The organism is Demequina sp. NBRC 110055, assembly GCF_002090135.1.
GTDB lineage: Bacteria > Actinomycetota > Actinomycetes > Actinomycetales > Demequinaceae > Demequina.
Genome location: NZ_BBRL01000004.1, coordinates 12434 through 37248, shown reverse-complemented (window position 1 = coordinate 37248; position 24815 = coordinate 12434). Strand labels below are relative to the sequence as shown.

Annotated in this window: 20 protein-coding genes; 12 read left to right on the top strand and 8 right to left on the bottom strand. The window is 66.1% G+C overall.

Annotated features, from left to right (window positions below):
* Window positions 1-102: 102 nt before the first annotated feature.
* From sucC to B7K24_RS00160, 3 genes are all read left to right on the top strand, one after another.
* Complete coding sequence (gene sucC, locus B7K24_RS00170) at window positions 103-1269, top strand: ADP-forming succinate--CoA ligase subunit beta (RefSeq protein ID WP_084127813.1); 1167 nt, start codon at window positions 103-105, stop codon at window positions 1267-1269.
* Between the two features lie 11 nt (window positions 1270-1280).
* Window positions 1281-2159, top strand: coding sequence for a succinate--CoA ligase subunit alpha (gene sucD, locus B7K24_RS00165; protein ID WP_084127812.1), 879 nt, complete (start codon window positions 1281-1283; stop codon window positions 2157-2159).
* Window positions 2160-2285: 126 nt separating this feature from the next.
* On the top strand, window positions 2286-3599 hold the full coding sequence (locus B7K24_RS00160; protein ID WP_084127811.1) for a DUF6350 family protein: 1314 nt from the start codon (window positions 2286-2288) through the stop codon (window positions 3597-3599).
* Here the strand turns inward: B7K24_RS00160 and B7K24_RS00155 are convergent.
* Window positions 3583-4011, bottom strand: a complete 429-nt coding sequence (locus B7K24_RS00155; RefSeq protein WP_084127810.1) for a hypothetical protein — start codon at window positions 4009-4011, stop codon at window positions 3583-3585. The two genes, B7K24_RS00160 and B7K24_RS00155, sit on opposite strands and share 17 nt — an antisense overlap.
* 109 nt (window positions 4012-4120) lie before the next feature.
* Here B7K24_RS00155 and purN point away from each other — a divergent pair, with 109 nt between their 5' ends.
* Genes purN through B7K24_RS00140 form a run of 3 tightly spaced genes read left to right on the top strand, consistent with a single transcriptional unit; the run spans window position 4121 to window position 6615 of the window.
* Window positions 4121-4684 carry a phosphoribosylglycinamide formyltransferase gene (gene purN / locus B7K24_RS00150; protein WP_084129175.1) on the top strand — a complete coding sequence of 188 codons (564 nt, stop codon included), beginning with the start codon at window positions 4121-4123 and terminating at the stop codon, window positions 4682-4684.
* 23 nt (window positions 4685-4707) lie between these two features.
* Window positions 4708-6264 carry a bifunctional phosphoribosylaminoimidazolecarboxamide formyltransferase/IMP cyclohydrolase gene (gene purH / locus B7K24_RS00145; protein ID WP_084127809.1) on the top strand — a complete coding sequence of 519 codons (1557 nt, stop codon included), beginning with the start codon at window positions 4708-4710 and terminating at the stop codon, window positions 6262-6264.
* Window positions 6265-6273: 9 nt separating this feature from the next.
* Complete coding sequence (locus tag B7K24_RS00140) at window positions 6274-6615, top strand: DUF3017 domain-containing protein (protein WP_084127808.1); 342 nt, start codon at window positions 6274-6276, stop codon at window positions 6613-6615.
* A gap of 112 nt (window positions 6616-6727) precedes the next feature.
* Here the strand turns inward: B7K24_RS00140 and B7K24_RS00135 are convergent, their stop codons facing one another.
* Both B7K24_RS00135 and B7K24_RS00130 read right to left on the bottom strand, forming a co-directional pair.
* Window positions 6728-7594 (bottom strand): aquaporin, encoded by an 867-nt coding sequence (locus B7K24_RS00135; protein WP_084127807.1) that lies wholly within the window; start codon window positions 7592-7594, stop codon window positions 6728-6730.
* Window positions 7595-7713: 119 nt separating this feature from the next.
* On the bottom strand, window positions 7714-8811 hold the full coding sequence (locus tag B7K24_RS00130; protein WP_084127806.1) for an acyltransferase: 1098 nt from the start codon (window positions 8809-8811) through the stop codon (window positions 7714-7716).
* 94 nt (window positions 8812-8905) lie between these two features.
* Here B7K24_RS00130 and B7K24_RS00125 point away from each other — a divergent pair, with 94 nt between their 5' ends.
* Entirely contained in the window at window positions 8906-10123 is a 1218-nt protein-coding gene (locus B7K24_RS00125) for an NADP-dependent isocitrate dehydrogenase (protein ID WP_084127805.1), read from the top strand.
* Window positions 10124-10210: 87 nt separating this feature from the next.
* Window positions 10211-11212, top strand: coding sequence for a malate dehydrogenase (locus B7K24_RS00120; RefSeq protein WP_084127804.1), 1002 nt, complete (start codon window positions 10211-10213; stop codon window positions 11210-11212).
* 197 nt (window positions 11213-11409) lie between these two features.
* Here the strand turns inward: B7K24_RS00120 and B7K24_RS00115 are convergent, their stop codons facing one another.
* Window positions 11410-12387: a sulfotransferase family 2 domain-containing protein gene (locus B7K24_RS00115; RefSeq protein ID WP_084127803.1), complete on the bottom strand. Its 978-nt coding sequence runs from the start codon at window positions 12385-12387 to the stop codon at window positions 11410-11412.
* A 112-nt stretch (window positions 12388-12499) separates the two neighbouring features.
* Between B7K24_RS00115 and B7K24_RS00110 the strand changes: the two genes are divergently transcribed.
* Window positions 12500-13780: a hypothetical protein gene (locus tag B7K24_RS00110; RefSeq protein ID WP_084127802.1), complete on the top strand. Its 1281-nt coding sequence runs from the start codon at window positions 12500-12502 to the stop codon at window positions 13778-13780.
* A gap of 22 nt (window positions 13781-13802) precedes the next feature.
* On the opposite strand, the gene B7K24_RS00105 is transcribed toward B7K24_RS00110, so the two are convergent.
* Window positions 13803-14438, bottom strand: a complete 636-nt coding sequence (locus B7K24_RS00105) for an acyltransferase (RefSeq protein ID WP_144268041.1) — start codon at window positions 14436-14438, stop codon at window positions 13803-13805.
* Window positions 14439-14558: 120 nt separating this feature from the next.
* A complete protein-coding gene (locus tag B7K24_RS00100; protein WP_084127800.1) occupies window positions 14559-17189 on the bottom strand; it encodes a CDP-glycerol glycerophosphotransferase family protein in 2631 nt (876 codons plus the stop codon).
* A gap of 198 nt (window positions 17190-17387) precedes the next feature.
* Here B7K24_RS00100 and B7K24_RS00095 point away from each other — a divergent pair, with 198 nt between their 5' ends.
* Both B7K24_RS00095 and B7K24_RS00090 read left to right on the top strand, forming a co-directional pair.
* Window positions 17388-20006, top strand: a complete 2619-nt coding sequence (locus B7K24_RS00095) for a CDP-glycerol glycerophosphotransferase family protein (RefSeq protein WP_159449084.1) — start codon at window positions 17388-17390, stop codon at window positions 20004-20006.
* A 27-nt stretch (window positions 20007-20033) separates the two neighbouring features.
* The gene (locus B7K24_RS00090; RefSeq protein WP_159449083.1) at window positions 20034-22226 is read left to right on the top strand and encodes a bifunctional glycosyltransferase family 2 protein/CDP-glycerol:glycerophosphate glycerophosphotransferase; all 2193 of its coding nucleotides are present in this window, start codon (window positions 20034-20036) and stop codon (window positions 22224-22226) included.
* 9 nt (window positions 22227-22235) lie between these two features.
* On the opposite strand, the gene B7K24_RS00085 is transcribed toward B7K24_RS00090, so the two are convergent.
* A complete protein-coding gene (locus B7K24_RS00085) occupies window positions 22236-23723 on the bottom strand; it encodes a polysaccharide pyruvyl transferase family protein (protein WP_084127797.1) in 1488 nt (495 codons plus the stop codon).
* A gap of 155 nt (window positions 23724-23878) precedes the next feature.
* Here B7K24_RS00085 and B7K24_RS00080 point away from each other — a divergent pair, with 155 nt between their 5' ends.
* Complete coding sequence (locus tag B7K24_RS00080; RefSeq protein WP_144268040.1) at window positions 23879-24166, top strand: hypothetical protein; 288 nt, start codon at window positions 23879-23881, stop codon at window positions 24164-24166.
* Here B7K24_RS00080 and B7K24_RS00075 read toward each other — a convergent pair.
* Window positions 24163-24810 (bottom strand): sulfotransferase family 2 domain-containing protein, encoded by a 648-nt coding sequence (locus B7K24_RS00075; RefSeq protein WP_084127795.1) that lies wholly within the window; start codon window positions 24808-24810, stop codon window positions 24163-24165. The genes B7K24_RS00080 and B7K24_RS00075 overlap by 4 nt on opposite strands.
* Between the last annotated feature and the right edge of the window lie 5 nt (window positions 24811-24815).

Sequence of the window (24815 nt, the reverse complement as noted above, 5' to 3'; positions counted from 1 at the left end):
CGTGCCGACGACGTTACGCCCCGGTCACACGGGGCCGGTATCGTGACCCCCACGTACTGGCGCGCGAGACCCGCGCGGCCTTTCACGACAGCAAGGACGCACATGGACCTGTACGAGTACCAGGCTCGCGACATGTTCGAGAAGCACGGAGTCCCCGTGTTGCCCGGCATCGTCGCCGAGACCCCCGCGGAGGCCAAGGCCGCCGCCGAGAAGCTGGGTGGCGGCGTCGTTGTCGTCAAGGCCCAGGTGAAGACCGGAGGACGCGGCAAGGCCGGCGGCGTGAAGCTCGCCCGCTCGCCCCAGGAGGCCGAAGAGGCAGCCCAGCAGATCCTCGGCATGGACATCAAGGGCCACACCGTGCACCGCGTGATGATCGCGGCCGGCGCGGCCATTGCGGAGGAGTTCTACTTCTCCGTCCTGCTGGACCGCGCGCAGCGTCGCTATCTCGCGATGTGCTCGGTCGAGGGCGGCATGGAGATCGAGCAGCTCGCCGTCGAGCGCCCCGAGGCCCTGGCCCGCGTGGCCGTTGACCCCCTGGTCGGCATCGACGCCGCCAAGGCCGCAGAGATCGTCGACACCGCGAACTTCCCCGAGGACTTGAAGGCCCCCGTCGCGGAGGTCATCGTCAAGCTGTGGGACGTCTACAAGAACGAGGACGCCACGCTTGTCGAGGTAAACCCCCTGGTCCGTACCGAGGACGGGTCGATCATCGCCCTCGACGGCAAGGTCACGCTCGACGAGAACGCCGGCTTCCGCCACGAGGACCACGAGGCCCTCGAGGACAAGGCCGCCGCCGATCCGCTCGAGGCGAAGGCGAAGGCTCTGAACCTCAACTACGTGAAGCTCGACGGCTCGGTGGGCATCATCGGCAACGGTGCCGGCCTGGTCATGTCGACCCTCGACGTGGTCGCCTATGCGGGCGAGTCGCACGGCGGCGTGAAGCCCGCCAACTTCCTCGACATCGGCGGCGGCGCGTCTGCCGCGGTCATGGCGAACGGGCTCGACGTCATCCTCAACGACCCACAGGTCAAGAGCGTGTTCGTCAACGTCTTCGGCGGCATCACCAGCTGCATCGAGGTCGCCAACGGCATTGTGGGCGCGCTCGAGACGCTCGGCGACGCGGCCACCAAGCCGCTCGTGGTGCGCCTGGACGGCAACTCGGTGGACGAGGGCCGCGAGATCCTCGCGGCCGCGAACCACCCGCTCGTGACCATCGTCGACACCATGGACGGCGCCGCGGCCAAGGCCGCCGAGCTGGCCAACGCGTAAGGGAGCCTCACATGTCGATCTTCATCAACAAGGACTCCAAGGTCATCGTCCAGGGCATGACCGGCGCGGAAGGGTCTAAGCACACCGCGCGCATGCTCGCCTCCGGCACGAACATCGTCGGCGGAGTGAACCCCCGCAAGGCCGGCACCTCCGTCGACTTCGACGGCACCGAGATCCCCGTCTTCGGATCGGTGGCCGATGCGATGGCAGAGACCGGCGCCGATGTGACCGTTCTGTTTGTGCCCCCGGCCTTCACCAAGGCGGCCGTCACCGAAGCGGTCGACGCGGGCATCGGCCTGGCCGTCATCATCACCGAGGGCGTGCCCGTCGCGGACACCGCCGAGTTCTTCGCCTACGCCCAGTCCAAGGGCGTGCGGCTCATCGGCCCCAACTGCCCCGGTCTCATCACGCCGGGCGAGTCCAACGTGGGCATCACGCCCGCGAACATCACCGGTCCCGGCCGCATCGGCCTGGTGTCGAAGTCGGGCACGCTGACCTACCAGATGATGTTCGAGCTGCGCGACCTGGGCTTCTCGACCGCTGTCGGCATCGGCGGTGACCCCATCATCGGCACGACGCACATCGATTGCCTCGAGGCGTTCGAGAACGACCCCGACACCGACGCGATCGTCATGATCGGTGAGATCGGCGGCGACGCCGAGGAGCGTGCCGCGGCCTACATCAAGGAGCACGTGACGAAGCCGGTCGTCGGCTACGTCGCGGGCTTCGAGGCCCCCGAGGGCAAGACCATGGGCCACGCCGGCGCCATCGTGTCGGGCTCCGCGGGCACCGCGCAGGCCAAGAAGGAGGCCCTCGAGGCCGCCGGCGTCAAGGTGGGCAAGACCCCCACCGAGACCGCCGAACTGATGCGGGCCATCCTCACGAAGTAGTTCTCGCAGCGCCCCAGGAGCCACGGGGTGCCCGGATTCTCGCGATTCCGGTCGCTGGCTGGCTCCTGGGGCGCTGTCGTGCGTGCCGGTCCACCGAATCGGCCCGGCAGCGGCGACCATAGAGACATGTCGCGCCTGCCCTCCCACCCCGTGCGCACCGCCGCTCAGGCCGTCAAGGGGTGGTTCGCGGGCTACCCGGGCTGGGTGGGGGGAGTGCTGACGGGCCTGCAGGGTGCTCTCGGCCCCTACCTCGCCGTGACGATCCTCGCGCTCGCGGTCATCGCCGCCGACCCCGGCCCCACGACCATCGACGGGATCCCGTGGGGCTCGGCGTTCACGGTCGCGACCACCGTGTTCCTCATGGCTCACGGCGTGCCGGCCATCACGAGCATCGGCACCATCACGCTGTTGCCGCTAGGCCTCACGCTGCTGTCGGGGATCACGACCGCGGCACTCGCCCGTCGCTTCGCCACCCGATCGTGGATGAGCTGGGGCCTCGCGGTCGCGAGCTACGTCACACTCGTGGGCGTGATCGCCACCGTTGCACTGTCGACCAGGCCTGACGGCGGCAGTCTCATCGTGCGCGCCTGCACGGTCGCGGCCCTCATCGCCGCACCCTCCGCCGCGCTCGGGATCTGGCGTGCCCACGGCGCCACGTTCGGCTGGGCCACTCAGCTTCCCGCCTGGGCGTGGACCGGTGCCCGCCGCGCGAGCGCCACCGTGGCGTGGAGCGTCGCGCTCGCCTCGGCCACCACCCTCGTCTTCGCGATCCTGGGGCGCGACGCGATCGCCGCCAGCGCCACGGCATTGGGCGTCGACGGCGTCGGAGGCGTCGTCCTCGCGCTCGCCCAACTCGCGTATGCGCCCACCGTCATCCTGTGGATGCTGAGCTGGCTGACGGGCTTCGGCTTCTCCGTGGGTGTCGGGTCCTCCTACACGCCCGGCGAGGTCGCGACCGGCGCCCTCCCGCAGGTGCCGCTCCTGGGGGCGCTGCCCGCCGAGTCCGGCGGCTATCTGGTGTGGGCGCCGCTCGCGCTTGTCGCCATCGCGGCGCTGGTGCGGGCGCTCGGTCGCCGCCGCGGCCCGCTCGACTGGGATGAGGCCAAGGCCGATGCCGTCGCGCTCGCCCTCGTCGCCGTCGGCGCATTCGCGCTGATGGCCTTCGCCTCGGGCGCCATTGGCCCCGGGCGGCTCGAGACGTCCGTGGGGCCCGCGATGGTGCCCGTCGTGACGGCGTGGTGCGGGCTCGTGCTCGCGGGCTACCTGGCGGTGACCGGGGTCATCGCAGCGCGCGACGCCGCCGTGCGCTGGCGCGCACGGCGGGCCGATGCCGCGGCTGGCTCGGGAGCGAAGCCCACCACCGCCGAGGCCAGTGACGCGCAGGCGAGCGGCCGCGAGAAGCCGGCCGATGCATCGGCCTCCGTCACGACCCCGTCGTAACCCCGAACCGCTCGTAGAGGTCCTCGACCACGCCGTTCAGGGCATCCTGATAGTCGGCCTCGCACTGATCGGCGGCCGATCGCGTGACCGCGCGGCTCATGCAGTCCGACAGGTCCGTGACGATGTCGTGGAACACCACGAGGCTGAGGCCGGTGACCGTCATGAAGCCGGCGACGATGATCCCGAACGTGAGTGACAGCCGGTAGTACCCGAACTCCTTGTTCTTGCGCGTCACCCACAGGGCGCGCAGCCCCACGATCGCGGCGGCGGGGCCGGTAAGGAGCATGCCGTAGGCGAGCGGGATCGAGAACAGATACAGCAGGAGCGTGATCCCCAGCAGCACCATGAACGGCACGGTGTAGCGGCGTGCCTGCTCAGGCATCGTCGGCTGGGGGGTGTCGGTGTCGGGCACGGTGCTCCTGGGATCGAAGGTGACCCCAGCATGCCGATAGGCTCGCCCCGTGACAAACCGGCACGCTGGGAAGCGACTTGTGGTGCTCGCCTCGGGCGCGGGATCGACCATGCGCGCGTTGCTGGCCGCCGCCGCGGATGACGCCTACGGCGCCCAGGTGGTCGGGGTCATCACCGATAAGCCCGCCGTGGGCGCGCTTGCCATCGCCGCCGAGGCCGGCATCCCGACCGCCATCGTCACGCCGGTTGATTACGCCGACCGCGCCGCTTGGGACGAGGGTTTGGCCGATGCCGTGGCGGGCTTTGAGCCCGATCTGGTCGTGTGTCTGGGGTTCATGCGCATCATCGGCGCGCCGACGCTGACACGCTTCGACGGCCGCATCGTCAACACCCACCCCGCGCTGCTGCCGTCCTTTCCCGGCGCGCATGGGGTGAGGGACGCGCTCGCGCACGGCGTGCGCATCACGGGCTGCACGGTCATGCTGGTGGACGCGGGCGTCGATACCGGTCCGATACTCGCGCAGCACGCCGTCGAGGTCTGGGATGATGACACCGAGGAGACCCTCCACGAGCGCATCAAGATCGCGGAGCGCGCCTTGGTGGCCGAGACGGTCGGCCGGATGGCGCGCGATGGCTGGACGGTCGACGGACGGCGCGCGCGCATCGGCGCGTGAGCACACTTCACGAAAGGGACGGCATGGGCGAGCGGCAGGCAGTGGCACGGGCACTGATCTCGGTATACGACAAGACGGGGATCGAGGAGTTGGCCCGCGGGCTCGCCGAGGCCGGCGTCGAGATCGTCTCGACGGGCTCGACCGCGTCGCGCATCGCCGATGCCGGGGTGACGGTCACGCGCGTCGAGGAGCTGACGGGTTTCCCCGAGTGCCTCGACGGCCGCGTGAAGACCCTGCACCCGCGCGTGCACGCCGGCATCCTCGCCGACCGCCGCCTCGAGTCGCACCGTGCGCAGCTGGAGGAGCTGGGGGTGGAGCCCTTCGACCTGGTCGTGGTGAACCTCTACCCGTTCACCCAGACGGTCGCGTCGGGCGCCGCGCAGGATGACGTGATCGAGCAGATCGACATCGGCGGTCCCTCGATGGTGCGTGCCGCCGCGAAGAACCACCCGTCGGTGGCCGTGGTCGTCGACCCCGCGCGCTACGACTCGGTCCTGGAGGCCGTCGCCGGCGGTGGCTTCACCCTCGCCGAGCGCCAGGCGCTCGCGGCCGCCGCGTTCCGTCACACCGCGGACTACGACATCGCCGTCGCCTCCTGGATGACCTCGGTCGTCGCGCCCGAGGAGGGTGCGGAGCTCCCCCAGTGGGTGGCCGCGTCCTTCGACCGCTCCGCGTCGCTGCGCTACGGCGAGAACCCCCACCAGGCCGCGGCCGTCTATACGGACCCGTCGGTCAGCGGTGGGCTCGCGCAGGCGCGCCAGCTGCACGGCAAGGAGATGAGCTTCAACAACTACGTGGACGCCGACGCCGCCCTGCGCGCCGCCTACGACTTCGACGGCGCCGCCGTGGCCGTGATCAAGCACGCCAACCCGTGTGGCATCGCCGTCGGTGAGACCATCGCCGAGGCTCACGCGAAGGCCCACGCCACCGATCCTGTCTCCGCCTTCGGCGGCGTGATCGCCGCGAACCGGCCCATTTCGGTCGAGGCGGCCGAGCAGATCAAGGACATCTTCACCGAGGTCGTGGTCGCCCCCGGCTTCGAGGACGGCGCTGCGGAGGTGCTGCAGGCGAAGAAGAACATCCGCCTCCTCGAGGTCGAGCCGCGCGCCCAGGTGGCCGAGTGGCGCCGCATCACCGGCGGACTGCTGGTGCAGCGTGCCGACGCGATCGACGCGGCAGGCGACCCCGCGGACACGTGGGAGCTCGTGGCCGGCGAGGCCGCGGATGACGCGACGCTCGCCGATCTGGACTTCGCCTGGCGCGCGTGCCGCGCGGTGAAGTCCAACGCGATCCTGTTGGCCAAGGATGGTGCCGCCGTCGGCATCGGTATGGGCCAGGTCAACCGCGTGGACTCGTGCGGGCTAGCGGTGTCGCGAGCGGGCGAGGAGCGTGCGCGCGGCTCGGTGGCCGCCTCGGACGCGTTCTTCCCCTTCGCCGATGGGCTGCAGGTGCTCATCGACGCGGGCGTCAAGGCGGTCGTGTCGCCCGGTGGCTCGGTGCGTGACGCCGAGGTGATTGCCGCGGCCGAGGCCGCCGGCATCACGCTGTACCACACCGGTACCAGGCACTTCTTCCACTAGGCCGCTGCAATGACGGTCGAGGAGGGCGCCACCGGCGACGAGCGCGCGGCGGACGATCAGCCACCCACCGGCGAACAGCAGGTGGTGCGCGACAACACCACGCAGACGCGGCGGCGCACCGCGGCTCTCGCTCTGGTCATTGTCGCCGCCTGCGTCGCCGTCGGCGCCCTCGTGAATGCCGAGGCGGGCACCCTGCTCCTCGGGGGAGTCGCCTTCGGGGGAGCGGCGGCACGCATGGCGTGGCCGGCCGGCACGGCCTTCTCGGTGCGCCGCCGGGCGATCGACGTGACGCTCATGATCGCCTTCGGTGTGGCGCTGGCGTATTTCGGGCTCACCACGCCACTCGCCTAAGCCCGGCTGCGGCTGAGGTGCAGCCGCGTGCGGACGCCGGCCACGGCATCGGCGCCCCTGTCATGACGAAAGCCCCCGGCCACGCGGCCGGGGGCTTTCGTACGTGTGAGGTTCAGTCCTCGATGACGACGACGGTCTCCTCGACGCGCTCGACGATGATGAGGTCCTCCTCGGGACCGAAGGCGCGGAACAGCAGACCCGAGATCGCAGCACCGATGAGCGGTGCTACCCAGAACAGCCACAGCTGCTCAAGGGCCCAGCCCTCCGAGAACACCGCGGTGCCGGTCGCACGGGCGGGGTTGAGGGCGCCGTTGGTGAACGGGATGGCGATCATGACCAGGAAGCCGACGGTCAGGCCGATGCCGAACGGAGCCGCCGCCGCGCCAGCCTTGTTGAGGACCGAGGTGACGGAGAGCACGACGGCGACGAGCAGCGCCGCGATGATGATCTCGATGATGCCGGCGGGCAGCCAGTCGAACTGGGTGGGGGAGTGCTCGCCGTAACCGTTCGACGCGGTGCCGATGAACTGGCGGGTGGTGCCCAGCTGGTCGTACAGCTCGTTGGTTGAGACGAGGAACGCGAACAGGCCGGTGGCGGCGATCGCGCCGATGACCTGCGAGATGATGTAAGGCGCGACGTCGCGGCCGGGGAAGCGTCCGCCGAGCCACACGCCCACCGTGACGGCGGGGTTGAGGTGGGCGCCGGAGATACGGCCAAAGATCAGTGCGGCAATCATGACGCCCAGCGCGAAGCCGAAGGCCACCGCGAGCAGGCCCCAGCCCATGACGGACGAGAACAGCGCGGCACCCACACCCATGAGGACGAGGACGAACGTGCCACCGGCCTCGGCGAACATGCGGGCGATGAGGCTCGGACCGGAAGTGTCCTCGACCCACTCATCGGCTTCGAACTGCTCCTCGACGACCTCCTCCGTCGTCTCAAACTCGGGGGTTACATCCTCTGGACGGCTCTCCGACATCACCTGCACCTTTCGTTAAGGGACTGCGCGGGACGCGCGTCGAGCGCGTAGCGCGCACGGAAGCATCGTGGCACGTCTGGGGCGTTCGCGGGGTGCGGCTCCGCGGGGTTCTCAGCGAATTATGAGGTGGAGCGCTGTGGATCGCTGGTGTCGGCGCCCCGGGTGAGGCGCGCCTCGACGCGCGTCCTGACGGCCTCCGTAACGACATGCATCGCCCGAAACACCGTGGGCTGGAGCGCGAAGATGATGACCGAACAGGCGACGTAGACGGCCACGGTAGCGATGACCGCGTGGAGGGGGAGCCACCACTGGCCCGCCGCAGAGGTGGTGTCGACGATGTCGCTCCACAGCACGCGCCGCACGAGGGGGTTGTCATGGATGAGGTACACGCCGAATGCCGCCGCGGCCCAGTAATTGACCACGCGTGAGTTCCACGGCCGGGCTTTGATGGCCCACACGAGTACGGCGACCGCCGCCGCGAGAGAGAAGGGCGACTCGTCGGACGCGTAGGTGTCCATCAGCCAGCCGAGGTCGCCGGGAGTGGCCCCTCGCGCGACGCCGACGCCCACCAGCAGGGTCGGCACGGCGGCGAGCAACACCAGGGCGGCCGATGCCGTGATCGCCCAGGCGCGCGCGTCGCCTTGGATGGGGTGACGGCGTATATACGCGCCAAGGAGGTAGAGGTACGCGAACCAGGCGAGGTCCGACAGGTCGTTGTTGACGCGGTCGAGGAGCGTGAGGACGCTCCACAGGATGAACCCGGCGAGCAGGAGGCGCTGTTGCTGACGGACGGTGAGGTGGTCGAGCAGCAGCGACAGGTACGGCGCGATGAGGACCAGGATGACGAACGTGGTGACGAACCAGTATTCGTCGAACAGCACGGGGAAGAGGGCCTCGCGGATATCGGCGCCACTGACGGTCATCCCCGCCGCGGCCGCGGCGATCAGGATGAGCCATGACGCGGGGAGGACCTGGGAGTACACGGAGGACAGCGACTTGCCGCGGGCGGGGCGGCGGTCAAAGAAATACGCGCTGACGAGCACGAAGAGGTCCACGCCCCACTTGCCATAACTACCGAGGGCGGCGAGGAAGACGGCGGAGGATCCCGACTGCGTGTGGTCCTGGACGCCACCGTGCACCACGTAGTGGTGGCCGACGATGCCGAGCATGGCCACGATGCGCAGCGCCTCGATCCTGGCATTGCGTGCGGAGGGCATGCGCGAATGCTACGTGCGACTGGGCAAGGTTTCTGTATGGACTAGCCTGGGTGCGGAATCTGCTCCCCGATACCTACCTGTGTGAGGCACGTCAATGGCGAAGATCAAGGTCGAAGGCAAGGTCGTCGAGCTCGACGGCGACGAGATGACGCGAATCATCTGGCAGTTCATCAAGGACCGCCTGATTCACCCCTATCTGGACGTGGACCTCGAGTACTACGACCTGGGTATCGAGTCCCGCGACGCGACCGACGACCAGATCACCATTGACGCGGCCAACGCCATCAAGAAGCACAACGTGGGCGTGAAGTGCGCCACCATCACGCCGGACGAGGCGCGCGTGGAGGAGTTTGGCCTCAAGAAGATGTGGGTGTCGCCCAACGGCACCATCCGTAACATCCTCGGCGGCGTGGTCTTCCGTGAGCCCATCATCATCTCGAACATCCCGCGCCTGGTGCCCGGCTGGACCAAGCCGATCATCATCGGCCGTCACGCCCACGGCGACCAGTACAAGGCCACCAACTTCAAGGTGCCCGGTGCCGGCCAGCTGACCGTCACCTTCACGCCTGAGGACGGCTCCGCTCCCATCGAGCACGTGGTCGCGAACTACGGCCCCGACGGCGGCGTCGCGATGGGCATGTACAACTTCAACAAGTCCATCGAGGACTTCGCACGCGCGTCCTTCTCGTACGGCCTGCTGCGCGACTACCCCGTGTACATGTCGACAAAGAACACCATCCTGAAGGCCTACGACGGCGCGTTCAAGGACATCTTCCAGCACATCTTCGACACCGAGTTCAAGGCGCTCTTTGAGGCCAAGGGCCTCACGTACGAGCACCGCCTGATCGACGACATGGTGGCCTCCGCGATGAAGTGGGAGGGCGGCTACGTCTGGGCGTGCAAGAACTACGACGGCGACGTCCAGTCCGACACCGTCGCGCAGGGCTTCGGGTCGCTGGGTCTGATGACCTCCGTGCTGATGACGCCCGACGGCAAGACCGTCGAGGCCGAGGCCGCTCACGGCACTGTCACCCGCCACTACCGTCAGCACCAGCAGGGCAAGCCGACGTCCACCAACCCAATCGCCTCGATCTTCGCGTGGACCGGTGGCCTGAAGCACCGCGGCAAGTTGGACGGTACCCCCGAGGTGACGGGCTTCGCCGAGACTCTCGAGGACGTCGTCATCAAGTCGGTCGAGTCCGGCAAGATGACCAAGGACCTCGCCCTCCTCGTCGGCCCCGACCAGGAGTGGCAGACCACCGAGGCCTTCCTCGCCACGCTCGACGAGAACCTCTCGGCGCGCTTGGCCTAAGCGACTGGGCCCGCAGGCCGACCGCCTGCGGGCCCTCTTTGCAGTTCCCCCCTCTCGTCCCCACCCCAGACAAGGAGCCACACCGACGTGAGCACCACCCCTGCTTCGACCCCCGTTACCGTCACCGTCACCGGCGCGGCGGGCCAGATTGGCTATGCGCTGCTGTTCCGCATCGCCTCGGGCCAGATGCTCGGCCCCAATACACCCGTCAAGTTGAACCTGCTGGAGATCCCGCAGGGTGTCAAGGCTGCCGAGGGCACCGCCATGGAGCTCGACGACTGCGCCTTCCCGCTGCTGGCAGGCGTCGACATCTACGACGACGCCGTGAAGGCATTCGACGGTGTCAACGTGGGTCTGCTCGTGGGAGCCCGCCCCCGCGGCGCGGGCATGGAGCGCGGTGACCTGCTGGCCGCCAACGGCGGCATCTTTGGCCCCCAGGGCGAGGCCATTAATGCCGGAGCCGCCGACGACGTGCGCATCCTCGTGGTGGGCAACCCCGCCAACACCAACGCGCTCATCGCTTCCGCGCACGCGCCCGACGTTCCGGCCGAGCGCTTCAACGCGATGATGCGCCTCGACCACAACCGAGCGCTCGCCCAGCTCGCGGCGAAGACGGGTACCACGGTCGCCGACGTGAAGAAGGTCGCCATCTGGGGTAACCACTCCGCCAAGCAGTACCCGGACATTGCGCACGCCGAGATCGACGGTCGCTCGGCGACTGAACTGATCGGTGACGACGCTTGGGTGAGCGACGTGTTCGTGCCGACGGTGGCGAAGCGTGGTGCGGCAATCATCGAGGCGCGCGGCGCCTCCTCGGCGGCCTCGGCTGCCAACGCTGCGATTGACCACGTGCGCGACTGGGTTCACGGCACGTCCGAGGGCGACTGGACGTCGGTCGCGATGCCGTCCGACGGCTCTTACGGTGTGCCTGAGGGCCTCGTGTCGTCGTTCCCTGCCGTGTCGCGTGAGGGCAAGTGGGAGATCGTTCAGGGTCTGTCAATCGACCCCGCGGGCCGCGAGAAGATCGATGCCTCGGTCGCCGAGCTTGTCGAGGAGCGCGATGCTGTGAAGGAGCTGGGGCTGCTGTAGCCCTCGGTGGGCTCGTGACGTCGCTCGATTGCGGGCATATGAGGTTATCGTGTTGTCGCCACGCTCACCCGCGCGGTCGACTGCACGCTCGTACTGCTGATAGAGCGCGCTGGTGAGCTCCCGCTCCATTGCATTGACGAAGCGCCCGGTCGATTGGCCGGGCGCTTCGTCCGTTTCTCGGGGTGGAAACCGCAGCTCTACGCGGGCGAGACCTCGCCGCCGAGGCTCACCACCTGCGCTTCGAGTTCCGCGACCCGGTCACGCAGCGTGTTGCCCCGCTTCCGGTGGAAAAGTGCCATCTTGTGGAGGTCCGCGATGCGGCGACCTAGCTCGGACTCGTGCTCACCCGCCGCGAGTTGGGCTGATGTCCACGGCTCACGCATCTTGAGCTTGGCGAAGTCCCATAGGTGCCCGAAGCGCTCGAAATCGGCCGCATAGATACGCTCGATGGCTTCTCTTACCCCGTTGCCAAACACGTCTGCCGTGACGGGCAAGGGGGTGGGATTAGCGCGCGGCATATAGAGCTCTTGGTTTTGCCCACGGGCCTCGAGATGGGCATGGAGGTCCTGCTTGAGGTCGGTGATCTCCGACAGTTCGTAGATGCGCGAGTAGGGCACCACATCCTCGGCAAGCATCTCGACCTGGTCTCGAAAGTGGGGATCCTTGGCCCGCAGCCACATATCCGGGTCGTTCTCCATGGTGAAGACGAAGCTCGCGAAGTCCTCGATGACGGTCTCGCGGGTCATCGGGTGCCGGGGGAACCAGGGCTCGTCGCGCCAGCGCTGGCTGTTCGGGATCTCGAGGAGAATGCGGTTCTGCCACGCTGAGAACAGCCGCAGTCGCGGGTCGCGGATGACGGCGAAGATGAACCAGCCATTTTCGGGGGAGATCGCGGCGCGCTCCTCGGCGGGAAGGCGGTCGAGTTTGGGTGACTGCACCCATAGGTCCCGGTGGTGGACGGCCTCCGTGTCGTCGATGAACGGCTGGGCTCCGGCACGGAAAGTGGAGAGGTCCTCGCCAGCGAGGTCGGCCATCATCCACTTCAGGCTGGTGCAGGCGTTCTTGTTGATGGCCTCGTAGATCACCTTGACGTCAGGTGCGATGTAGGTGCGCCACACGCCGCCGGGAACCTTGCGGAGCCCCTCGAGTAGGGCATCGTCGGTCGCGTCTGTCATGCGCCGATTCTACGGAGTCCCTGGCGTGGCTCGTACGCGTGTCGACGGTCGACGCCCCGTCTGCTTGACTAAGTCACCAATACCGCCCGCCACTGAACTTTGAGGTCCTGACGTGCCCCGTACCCCCGCCGCGCTTCCCGCCGACGCCGTGCTTGTTCATATCGGTCCACACAAGACCGGCACGACGGCTATCCAGATGATCCTCGGACAATCACGTAAGCTGCTCGAGGAGCATGGTGTGCTGTATCCCGGTGGCCGTGGCAAGTGGCATCACCACGATGAAGCCAAGGCGCTACGGGGTTTTACCGACGGATGGTCAGGCGACGCCGACGCGAGGGCGGACGAGTCGCACTGGCTCGCGGTCGTGGAGGCCGTGCGCGCCCACCCGGGCCGTGTGGTGATTTCGAGCGAGTACTTCGCTCAGGCGGATCAGACTTCGCGACTGCGACTGCTGAACGACCTGGGCGAGGACCGTGTGCACGTGATCTTCGGGACGCGCAACCCTGTCGCGATTGGGCTGTCGACGTGGCAGCAAGGAATGCGGATGGGCTACGCCGGTGCCCTCGACGAGTGGCTTGAGCGCACCTACCGGCGCGATGTCGGCGGATCGGTGAACAAGTTCTGGTCGCAGGCTGATCCCGCGGAACTCGCCGCGACCTGGTCCCAGGAGGTGGCGCCCGAGCGCGTCGTCGCGCTGGTCATCGACGAGAAGGATCGCTTGTTGTTGCCCGCGACCTTCGAACAGTTGCTCGATCTGCCGGCGGGCTCGCTAGCGTCGCAGAAGCCACGCCAATCGAACCGTAGTCTCACCGCTGTCGAGGCCGAACTCCTGCGCCGCGTCATCGCCACCGTGAGGCCCCACGTGTCGTGGGCCGAGTTCTCACGCATCATCCGAGGCGGAACGACCTTGCGACTGTTGCAGAGCAGGACTCCGCTGCCCGGTGAGGCGAAGACGGTGTTGCCCCCGTGGGCGCTGGAGCAGGCCGCTCTGGTTGCCGGGCACTCTATTGCGCGACTCGAGGCTTCGGACCACGTGATCGCGGGCAGACTTGAATCTCTCGCCGATATCCCCGCGCCCGCGGAGTCGCCGGGGTCCTTTAGCGAAGTACCGATTGATCTCGCCGTTGAGATGGTGGCGGGCGCGATCGGTGTCGCCACTCGCGGGCACTGGTCATTCGACGAGAAGCGCCGACCCAAGCGCGAGAGGGGCGCGCCCGTCGTGTCGGCGCCGGCGCCAGCGAAGCCTGCGGAGAAGAGGGCACTGCCGGCCGCTCGCGTGAAGCCACTCGACGAGTACCGCACGGGTGAGTTGCTGCGCTATTCGGCGCGGCGCGTGCGCGTGTCGGCAGCAACGCGGGCGGGGCGCATCGTCGGGCGTCTCTCCAAGCGGTGAGTGCGGCCCTCCGTGGGGGGTCTTAGCGCCCGGTAAAGAGGTGCTTCACCCGAGACGCGAGGTTTGCGCGCCGGGAGACCTTCTCGGTGGTTTCGGTTGGATCCCAGTACGGCGACAGTTCGCCTAATGACGCGGCGTCCGGCTTGTAGTAGGGGGTCCGCAGCGTGAGGTGCGTGCGCTCCCACGCGATGTCGTGACGAACGACTCGCGCGGGTGCGCCCACGGCGATGCAATTGTTGGGGATGTGGCCGGTGACGACCGAGCCCAAGCCGATGACCGAGCCACGCTCGATGCGCGCTCCGCCCAGCACGACCGAGCGCATCCCGAGCCACACGTGCTCGCCGATCTCGATGTCCTTGACCGGGTTGACCCGCTTGCCGGTGTGGACGCTGAATATTAGGTGCGCGTCATCGGCGCGGATCTGGCACTCCGCAGCGACCATGACGCCCGCAGCGATCCGGATGCTTCCACCCTCGGCGACGGACATCGCGAGCTTTCCGGTGGTGCTCAGATCGTCCCCAAGGTCAATGGTGGAGTCTTCGCCGATGCGGGCAGTGACCGTGACCTTCCGGCCGCGGGGGTTGTCGCCGATGCGCATGGTGCCGCCATTGCAGTCGAACGAGACGTCCAGCCCTTCGAGCTTCGCTCCGCAGTCCACGATGAGCCGATTGCCTTTGCCCGAGAACGCGACCCTAATTCGTCCGTGCCGTCTGGTGCCCTCGTATTCAACGACGTTGCCGTCGTCGTCCTGGATAGGGAATGAGAGCGGTGACGACGCTCACCTGTTCTCCGAGGCGGGCTCCACAGGCGCAAATTCCGCAAGAGGTGACGGCACCGCACGGCGCATCTCGAGGATGGCTTGGGTGACACGTTCAGACGCGTGCGCGTCTCGGAACGCGAAGGTGGCATCGGCGCGAGCTGCGTATTCCGCAGTGGCCGTGCCGTCGCCCTCCAGTGCCTCGCGGATGGAGGCGACCACGTCATCCACGTCCTGGACCACGGGACCGAACCCGTCTCTCTCGTACGAGAAGTAGCCCGGCCGCGACGTGTGGCCTCCGTTGACGAAGCGCTCCGCGTCGAACTGGAAATAGACCACGGGACGGTGCAGGAACGCCGCGTTGAAGGCCATGGACGAGTAGTCCGTGATCAGGGCAGCAGAGTCGACGAAGTTCGCTTGGGCCTTGCCGTCCTCGAAGTCAAGAAGCGTGACGTGAGAGGGGACCCCGAGTGCTGTGAGGGCTTGGCGGAGATTGGGGTGAGGCAGTAGAGCCACGCGGAGCCCGGCGCTTTCTGCTGCGAGGCGCAGCTCGTCCGAGCGCAGCAGCCCGAGCCATTGCTGCGCGTAATCGGACCCTTCAAAAGCCGCGAGCGACGCGCTTGTGAGGCCATTCTTGACCGTGCCCTCAAGCCAGTGCCGCCAGGTGGGTGCGAGGGTGATGTACTTTCCGCGCGAGCCTTGCCCCGCATTGTCGAGTTGGTAGAGCGCGTCGAAGCGCGGCAGGCCGGCGAGCACGACCTCTCGTGTCGAGTACACGTAGTTGTTGCGGTCGCCGACAATGGATTCGTGTTCGGGCACGGTGCTCGTGACGAAGAGGTCGATGCCCTTGGGGTTGACGTACCGGGAGAGGTCATCCTTGATGACGCCGTGCTGCAGGAACACAAAACGCCACGGTTGGCGACCGACGACGTTGCGGTAGCGGCGGGGCTTCATGACCGAGTCGTCGGCGTGCGAAGAAATGACGAACTCCGCGTTCATGAGGAGGAGCAACCACAGGCGGCTTCCATACCGGACGACCTTGCGATCGCCACTTCGCAGTCTGCGCCATGCGGGCGACGACCCACCTACCACGAACCAGGCGTTGATGTCCTGGTGGTTTGCTCTCACATGGCGGTACATCACCTCGGCGCTATCTTCCGCGTCCGTCGGACGGTCTATGAAGACCCACGAACGGCGCAGGAAGTGCTTCGCCACCCGGCTACGGCCGATGGCGAGCGTCGCCTGGTCGAGGAGCGGCTTGCGGCGGCGCTTTGCGGTCGTGCCAACCGGTGCCTTGGGAAAGCCGAATTTGCGCGCAACCTCCCTCGGCGTGAACTCAGTGCGGACGGAGCTCGGCCAGTCTGTGGCTAGTGGGTAACGCTCGCCATCGCGCCAAACTGACACGTTGTGTCGAGACGAGAGCCACACCAGCCGTTCGTAGACGAGGGGCGCACCGAACATGTCATGTGAGCGCACTTTGGTGTGGACGGGCTCGACGCTCTCACCGGCCGACTGGAACGTGAAGGACGGTTCCGTACCAACGAAGCGGTAGGCCAGTCGCACCAACTTCCGTTTGTCGTCATAGCGGTCGACAACGATCTCGGGCGACGCCCATTGAGTGCCCGCGAGGCCGTGAGTGAGCGCCACGCGCCAGGGCCCATCGAAGCGCCTGAGCCTGAAGGATTGGACAACATGGGGTTGGAGGTGTGCGGCGATCTCTTTGAGGTGCGCGCGGAAAATTTCGAGTGTCTGCGGCGGCACGGCCGTGCCAGAGTTGAACGATACGTCCTGCTGGAAATACCAGGAAAGTTCGTAGAGTATGACGTTCTGGAGCCAGACTGGAGGGGCGCTGAGCCCGAGGCTCGCCGAGAGGCGCAGCACGCCGAGGAAGCCGTGCTCGGCAGTGGTGGTAAAGCGGTGTTCGCTTGAGTTCGTGGATTGGAGCGTAGAAGAGTTGTCGGCGCGTTTGCGGTAAAAGTACTCGGCCGACTTGAGGAAACCAATCGATGGCTCCTCGCAATGGAGGAGGTAGCTTGCGTTGAACAGGCCGTCCTCGAAGTTCGCGCGTATTCGCGTGTCGAACTCGAGCCCGTGCTCGCGTAGGCGATCGAGTGGCATGAAACTGGAGTTTGACCCGCCGTGGAAATAGTCCGGGCGTCGAGCCAAGTTGACGACGTGATCCCTGTAGAAGAAAGCCGCAAGCGGGTGGTCGTACGCGATCGAATTCTTTGCCTCGTGAAACATGACGCGGTTCGTCGCAATCATCGAAACAGACGGCGTTGCCTTCAGTTGCGCTGCGACGCGCTCGAGGTATGATTCGCCTACCCAGTCATCCGGATCCGGAAAGCTAATCCATTCTGCGGTTGCGGCGCGCATTCCCGTATTTCTCGCGGCGCCCTGTCCCGCGTTCGGCTGAGTCAGAACAGTCGCGGCGAGAGCGGTCTTATTCGCCCAATTTTCCAACCATTCCAGCGTGTCGTCGGTCGAACCGTCGTCAACGAAGATGACTTCAAATTCTTCTGGGTCGATCGTCTGCCGTTCGAGCGATTGGGTGAAGTCCTTCAAATACCGACGCACATTGTAGGCAGCGACGACGAGTGCAAACTGCTTGCGCCGGTGTCCCTGGGGGCTCTGGTCGGCTGGATTCTCCACGGGTGACGCCTCCGGTAGGGTCCTAGTTCTCGGAGGATCTTAGCGGAGCGTGAGCGAGGCCGCCGCATTGGCCTGCGTGACCGCGCCGTGTGCACCTTGTGGTCGGCTATCCTAGGCAGAATCCATCGGCAGGTCTCCATGGTGGGGCATGGACTTCATTCCTGAGCCAGGCCGGAGCATATGATAGGGAGGCCGCCGGTGCACAGGGAAGCTCTCGTCACGCTGGTTATTCCTTGCTACAACGTGGCGCGCTATCTTTCGAAATTCCTGGATTCCCTGGAGCACCAGGCCGAGAATCTCGATTTAGTGACATTGATATTCGTCGACGACGGGTCGACCGACGAAACTGTTTCTGTCATCGCTCAATGGCTCGAGAGTAACCCGGACAAGGGACGGCTGCTGACTCAAGCCAATGGTGGTGCCGCCGCGGCACGCAACGCCGGGCTACGCCTCGTTGAGACGCCGTGGGTGAGTTTTCCAGATCCTGATGATGTCCTTGCCGAGGGCTATCTCGCGACGGTACTTGAGTTTCTCACGTCTCCCCGCGCCGACGGTGTTGTGGCGGCGACGACAAATATCCTTTTCCTGAGTGACTCGACGGGGAAGATCAGCGACACGCATCCGCTCCGCGGCAAATTCGCAGCAGGCGAGAGGGTCGCTACTCTGGACGATGACCTGCGACTTATCCAGTTGTCGACAGCGACTGCCTTCCTCCGCATGGACGCCGTCCGAAGCGCGAGCGTGACCTTCAACCCGGAGATCCGGCCGAACTTCGAGGACGCGGAGTTCCTCGCGCGCCTTTTCCTGGCGCAGGACCAGCCGGGCGTTGCCGTACTTCCCGGCGCGCGCTACTTGTACCGGCGGCGTGCCGATCAGTCATCACTGGTGCAAACGAGTTGGGCCAATCCGGTCAAGTACGACGCGGTGCTGCGTCGCGGCGTCCTCGGCCTTCTCGACAGCGCACTGGCCGAGCGCGGCGAGGTGCCCCGTTGGCTTCAGTATCTGGCGATCTACGAGATTCAGTTCTATCTGCGTAACGACGAGCACACTCAGTCGGGGACTGCTTCGCTGACAGCTGAAGTTAAGGCACGATGCGTTGCGAACATCGCGGCGATTCTCGAGCACATCGACCTCGAGGTACTGGAGTCGTTCGATGCCTCGGCAATGCAACGCTGGATTCGAGTCGCGTTGATTGCGCGCAAGACGGGCAGCGTTCCCGATGAGCCTGTGCTTGTCGGACCTCGTGATCAAGCGCGAAGCCTGGTACGACTGCGCTACGAGTTCTGCGGGACGCGGCCGGTCGAGCGATTCACGGTGGATGGCGCCACCGTGAGCCCGGTGCACGCAAAGGACCGGGCGTTGGTGCACTTCGACAGCGTGTCTTACTACGAGCGAATTGTTTGGCTACCTGATCCCGGTGAGATCGGAGTCCAACTCGACGGCACCACGAAGTCGTTGCTTCGTGCGCAGTGGTATCGATGGCGCAAGCCGAAGCGAAGCCCCGAGGTCACCGCGCCCAGGGCTCCGCAGTCGTCCACGCGCCCGTCACGGATGACCTCCTTGCGCCGTCTGCGTGCGCGCGTCATGCGCCGCGCGCGCCGATACCAGCCTCAACTTCAAGACTGGCTCGAAAAAGTTGTCGTAGGGGTGGTCCGCAGATCAGGTCCTCTGCAGAAGTACGAGGACGCGTGGATCCTGTGTGATCGCGACACTCAGGCGCAGGACAACGCAGAGCATCTCTATCGGTATCTCGCGTCACAGCGACCCGACGTCAACGCATGGTTTGCCGTCTCCAAGACGTCCCCCGACTGGGATCGGCTCAAGCGCGAAGGATTCAGGCTGCTTGACTACGGATCTCGGCGCCATCACATTGCGCTCCTGAACGCATCGGAACTCGTGTCATCGCAGATCGACCACTACATCGTTTCGCCGTTGCCGAGTCGGTGGAAGCAACATAAACGTTGGCGCTTCACCTTTCTGCAACACGGGGTCACGAAGGACGACCTATCACGATGGCTTAACAGCAAAGACATCGCACTATGCATTACGACCACCCCTGAGGAGCACGCATCGATGGTGGCCGACGGCACCTCGTACAAGCTGACGACCCGTGAAGTCGCCATGACTGGGCAGCCTCGACATGACCGCCTCGTGGCGCTCGCGCGTGAGGTCAGCGGAACGCTGCGGCGGACCATTGTGTTCATGCCGACATGGCGACGGGAGCTTATGGGGTCTCATGTCTCAGGCGGGAACCTCCGCACCCTGGACGAGTCGTTCTGGTCCAGCGAGTACTTTCTGCGGTGGAATGAGCTGATGGGTTCTGATTCGCTTGCGAGGATGGTTAACGCTGCGGGAGTTCGTTTGGTCCTCATGCCGCATCCGAACTTGGAAAGGTACCTCTCCGACGTGCCGCTACCACCGCACATCGAGTTAGCGTCCTATGCAGCAGACGACTTCCAGCAGGTCGTCGCGAATGCGGGCTTGGTCGTGACGGACTATTCTTCAAACGCTTTCGAGGCCGCCATTGCCGGTCGGCCGGTTCTGTACTATCAGTTTGATCGGGACACCTTCTATGCGGGCGGCCATGTCTATCGCAAGGGCTACTTCGACTACGAGCGAGACGGATTCGGCCCGGTCGAGACTGACCTCGAAGGTGTACTTCACAGGATCACGGACGCGATCACCCGCGGCTTCCGACGCGAAGACATTTACGAACAGCGTGCCCTCGCGGCGTTTGTTGCTTGTGACGGGCACTCGAGTGAGAAGGTCGTTGCGGCGATAGAAGCCGGGCGTGTGCCGTGCGCGGAGAAGCAGTGAGGGGATAGTGCGTCGATGAGTGTTCTCGTGAGTGTCGTGATTCCGGCGTACAACGTCTCGGCGTATTTGCGCCAGGCGGTTGATTCGGTCGCAGCGTCGGGCGACACTGAGGTGATCGTTGTCGACGACAGGTCAACGGACGCAACCTCGCGGATTGCGGACGAGCTCGCCGAGGCGCACGAGTCGGTCGCCGTGGTGCGTCCCGATGCGAATGGGGGCCTTGGCAAAGCGCGGAACTTAGGGCTTGAACACGCCGCCGGGGAGTACGTCGTTTTCCTTGACGGAGACGACTACTTCGTGCCTGGGGCCATGGAGGCGATTCAGGACGCCATCGACACGCATCAACCGGACATCGTGCAGTTCGGCTACGCGCGTCTGTACCCCAACGGCAACGCGGAGGAAGGCATCAAGCGCGCTCCGCTACAGATAGAGGGGCCGTTCACCGCCGCTGAGGTGCCTGAGATCTATGAGGTCCTCAACGTGGCCTGGAACCGTGCCTACCGGCGCGAGTTCCTGCTCGACACGGGGTTGAGGTTTCCCGTGGGGTACTACGAAGACATCCCATGGACCTATCCCGTACTGTCGCAGGCCGCCTCCATCGTCGGCATCGACCGTCCGCTTTACATGTATCGCCAGCGGGGCGCGGGTTCCATCTTGCGCTCGACTGACCGCCGTCACCTCGAGATCCTCGACCAGTTCGAACGACTGTTCGTTGAGCTCGATCGGCTTGGAGTGAAAGGTGAAGAGCGGTCTCAGATCTTCACCTGTGCGTTCCGGAACCTCGCCACAGTCCTGAGCAACCAGCGTCACCGCGTGCCCGCAGAAGAGCGGGCGGCCTTCTACGGGCGGGTCCGGGCGGCGACTAAACGCTTCGCGCCAGACGGATGGACCCCGCCGGCAACCGGAGACAAGGCGCAGGCCATGCGTTGGATCTGGTCGCATTCCTACCCCTACTTCCTTGCGAACGTGTCCGCCCGCGAGACTTATCAGGTGGCTCGACGTCAACCCACCCGCGCCGCGAGAGCTGCCAAGCACTTGGCTCGGAAGGGTTACCACCACCAGCGCGCATACGACGTCCTCCGCCGCACCGCGCCTCTGGACGACAACCTCGTGGTGTTGGAGGCGTTGTGGGGCCTTTCTCCGCGCCTCAACTGCCTGGCGATCGCCCGAGAGATTCGGCGCACGCACCCGGGCATGCGCATCATGTGGCTCGTCAAGCCCACCGAAGTTCCCGGGGTCCCTGAGGGCGTGGATTACGCGGTGAAGGGATCGCACAAGTACCACCGCGCGCTAGCGACAGCCAAGTACCTGTTTGTCGACGCGAACCCGCCGTCCTGGTGGCGCAAGCGCGCGGGCCAAGTTGTGACGCAGCTCTTCCACGGCACGCCCCTGAAGTACATGGGTGTCGAAGAACGCGGCAAGAGTCCGGCATGGCGAGACGGATTGCTACGCCGATGCGCCCAGTGGGACTTCGCAGTGGCATCTAACTCGTACTCGTCGGAAGTGTGGAAGCACAGTTACCCGGTGCCCTTCGAAATGCTCGAGGTGGGCTACCCCCGCAACGACGTCCTCGTCAACGCGCAGGACACCGCGAAGGAGGCGGCGCGCGAGGCCCTCGGCCTCGCAGCCGCTTCGCGGGTCTTCCTCTACGCGCCGACGTTCCGCGACGGCGGCATGGGTGCCGCAGCGGGCCTCGATCTCCGGGCGCTACAGGAGTCGCTCGCGCCGGACGACGTCTTCTTGGTGCGCGGGCATTACTTCCACGGGCGGCAGGCATCTATCCCCGGACAGGGCCAAGTCCTTGACATGTCAGCGTACCCGGCCGTGGAGGATCTCTACCTGGCGGCGGACGTCCTCGTCACGGACTATTCGTCGGTGATGTTCGACTTCGCCAACCTGCGTCGCCCTATCATCGTGTTCCCGTATGACTGGGAACTGTATTCGCAGGTGCGTGGCACCTACTTCGACATTACGGTCGATGCTCCCGGCGAAGTGGTGTGGACCACGGGTGAACTGTCACGAGCGATCGCCTCGCGCAGCTACGAGACCCCTGAGAATCAGGCGCGGCTGGAGCGGTTCGCTGACATCTTCACGGACCTCGAGACAGGGCACGCAGCGCGGGATATCGTCGCGCGGGTCGTCGACGGCACTCCCATTCCCGCTCGGACCCACCAGCAGGTCCCCGTGTTGACGTCGTGGAAGATGGATCGGCTGTCCTGAGCCTGCAGCCTAGCGACCTAAGCGGTCGAGGAACCGGATGACCTTGCGGTTGCGATAGCGTGCGAGCGTCTCGCTCGACTTGCGTTCGCGTGCCTCGGCCTTGGAGCGGGCAGCGCGCGCTGCCTCAAGCTGTGCGGTGAGGAGCTCGACGCGTTCCGATATGTGAGTGAGGTCTTCCTGAGCCTGGACATATCGGTCGGTCAGCGGCTTGCGATCCTCGTTGGTCGCCGACCATGCGCCTGTCGGTGCGAAGGGGGCAATATCAAAGGTTGCACCGAACTCCACAGGGGTATGGGACGACACCGATTCCATAAGCGCATCCCACCACGCCGCCTGAAATGAGGTCGCGGCCGTGCCAGCTTTGGCCAGCGCCGAGATGAGGTCGTCGCCACGCTGGGTTGCTTCACGCAGAGCGGGTAGCACTAGGTCGATGGATGCCGCGGGCACCACAAAGCACCCCTGACCCACGTTGCCTAGCGATCCGCCCATGCGGATGGATGAGTAGTACGAGGGTGAGATCGCGACGGCTGGCGTCTGCGATGCCGGCGCGAACACGGTGGGGTGGTACCGCGTGGACAGCGACGCCGCGGATCCAGCGATCAGTGCGACGTCTTCGCGCGCCGTGACCATCCGGGTGACCCGGACACGCTCGGTAGCGGCGAGCACGGCGATGGCGTCGTTGCTCTCTTGGTCCCTGTTAGCCGTGGCGGGATCAAATGAACCGGCGTGGGGAACGAGGAGAACGTCGAGGTCGAGCTCGTCGACCACCCTGCGACAGACGTCGGCGACAGCAGCGTGATAATCCTCGATCGTGGGCCACGCGGCGCCAGCGTGCCACGTGAATGACGCCGCAACATAAGGCCGGTCTCCGGCGAGCTCGCGCGCGGCGGCGCGGGCCGCATCGTCCGCCTCGAGCAGGATCGCATCATCCAGGGTGCGGAATACCTTCGACGGATCGGGAGCGAGCGACTTCAGCACCTCATAGGTCGTGCCCTCACGCGCCCCAAACGCGGTGGCGTAGTCCAGCAGCTCGACGATGAGGTCGCGGTCAGGCTCATCGAGCATCGGCCCGACGGTCTGCGACGTGATGTACAGCGGGGTGCCGAAATGCTCGGCGATGCGCTTCGCGGCTACGCGCTCGAACAGGAGGTGGTAGTCGCGAGAGTTCATGTTGCCGCCGCCGGCGATAATCACCGCATCGGCGTCCCGGATAGCGGGATAGATCGGGTGGTCGCCCCAATCCTCTTCGGCGAGGACTCGCGCGACGTCGGCGAGGCGCCATTCGTTCCTCCCGCGGCTCCAGTCGCCGCGGAACCTGACCCGCCGCACTGCAGGAAGGCCGTAGAAGTCCTCGGCCACGCCGGGGTTGCCTGCCACGAGCGTGATGTCATCCACGCCGCGTGCGCGGAGCATGTCGATGGCGGCCTCGGTCATGGCCTCGTCGCCGAGGTGGTAGAGATCTGGCCAGGCGATGTCGCCGATGACTACGGCCTTCATGAACTCCCCGTTCCAGTGTCGAATGGACGGACCAAGATTACCCGTGAGACTCGCAGGCGAACGTACTGAGCGTCTCGACGCGACGCCTGGACGCGAGTGCTTCTCCCGTAGTCTTGCCGCGACGTAGCGGGTGGTGACGTTCGGGGTGTCGTCAGATGAGCTTGCTCGCGCGAACAAGGGGCCGCTACCCGGTGCGCCGCCAGGAGCGCCGCATGGGCATCGTGTGCGCGCTCGCGTGTGTGGGCGATGTCTTCGTTAAGGATTCCTCTGGTCGCAAGCGAGAGTATCTGTCGTCCCATTCTGCCGACGTGATTGTCGTGGGCGATGACTGGGCGGGCCGACTCGACGACCTGCGCGATCACTGTGACGTCGTGTATCTTCCGCGGACGCCCGATGTGTCGACGGCGGGGATTATTCGTAGCATCCGCGACGACCTCGACTAGCGATCAGCGTCCGGGCGCTCGTAACCAAAGCGCCGGTAGTCCTCGGTGTAGAAGTCCGAGACCCGCTTGGCCGCCTTGACGGTGACCTCGATGTCGGAGGGGCTGACGGTCGAGACATTGGAGCCGGCGTGCCGCCGCGGAGCGGAGCGCGGCACGTCCAGCCCCGTCAAGTCCGCCAGGTGGGACAGGCCAGCGTCGATGCCGTCCTCCATGCGCAGGGTCCGCGCGCCGCGCACCATGAAGTCAACCTGCGGGCGGAAGTGGTTGTCGTAGCGCCAGGGGTTGGTGAGGGTCTGGCGCAAGTTGGACTTGAGCCACTTCTCGAAGGCGCGTCCCGAGGTGTCGACTCCTTCATCGGAGCGATGGCGCCACACGTACTCCGACTTGATGCGCGCCAGGGGGTCGCGCACAAAGGCAAACACCGCGGCAAACCGCTCGAGCCGGAAGGTTGCCTCGATCTGCGCTGCATCGGCATGCTGCGGTGAGTTGAGCCGCAGGTAGTTCATCGAATCGGGGCCACTGGTGCCGTCGAAGTGGTCGACCTTCCACCCCTGCTTGCGGAAGGCCGTCTCGACGGAGCCGCCTCCGGTCTTCGGGATGTGGACGAAGAGCAACGCGGCGCCGTCCTTACGTAGGACCGGCATGCGGC

Bases quoted from the DNA above. Each gene is read 5' to 3' on its own strand.
- sucC (WP_084127813.1), top strand. From the start codon at position 103: ATGGACCTGTACGAGTACCAGGCTCGCGACATGTTCGAGAAGCACGGA.
- sucD (WP_084127812.1), top strand. From the start codon at position 1,281: ATGTCGATCTTCATCAACAAGGACTCCAAGGTCATCGTCCAGGGCATG.
- B7K24_RS00160 (WP_084127811.1), top strand. From the start codon at position 2,286: ATGTCGCGCCTGCCCTCCCACCCCGTGCGCACCGCCGCTCAGGCCGTC.
- purN (WP_084129175.1), top strand. From the start codon at position 4,121: ATGCGCGCGTTGCTGGCCGCCGCCGCGGATGACGCCTACGGCGCCCAG.
- purH (WP_084127809.1), top strand. From the start codon at position 4,708: ATGGGCGAGCGGCAGGCAGTGGCACGGGCACTGATCTCGGTATACGAC.
- B7K24_RS00140 (WP_084127808.1), top strand. From the start codon at position 6,274: ATGACGGTCGAGGAGGGCGCCACCGGCGACGAGCGCGCGGCGGACGAT.
- B7K24_RS00135 (WP_084127807.1), bottom strand. From the start codon at position 7,594: ATGTCGGAGAGCCGTCCAGAGGATGTAACCCCCGAGTTTGAGACGACG.
- B7K24_RS00130 (WP_084127806.1), bottom strand. From the start codon at position 8,811: ATGCCCTCCGCACGCAATGCCAGGATCGAGGCGCTGCGCATCGTGGCC.
- B7K24_RS00125 (WP_084127805.1), top strand. From the start codon at position 8,906: ATGGCGAAGATCAAGGTCGAAGGCAAGGTCGTCGAGCTCGACGGCGAC.
- B7K24_RS00115 (WP_084127803.1), bottom strand. From the start codon at position 12,387: ATGACAGACGCGACCGACGATGCCCTACTCGAGGGGCTCCGCAAGGTT.
- B7K24_RS00085 (WP_084127797.1), bottom strand. From the start codon at position 23,723: ATGAAGGCCGTAGTCATCGGCGACATCGCCTGGCCAGATCTCTACCAC.
- B7K24_RS00080 (WP_144268040.1), top strand. From the start codon at position 23,879: ATGAGCTTGCTCGCGCGAACAAGGGGCCGCTACCCGGTGCGCCGCCAG.
- B7K24_RS00075 (WP_084127795.1), bottom strand. From the start codon at position 24,810: ATGCCGGTCCTACGTAAGGACGGCGCCGCGTTGCTCTTCGTCCACATC.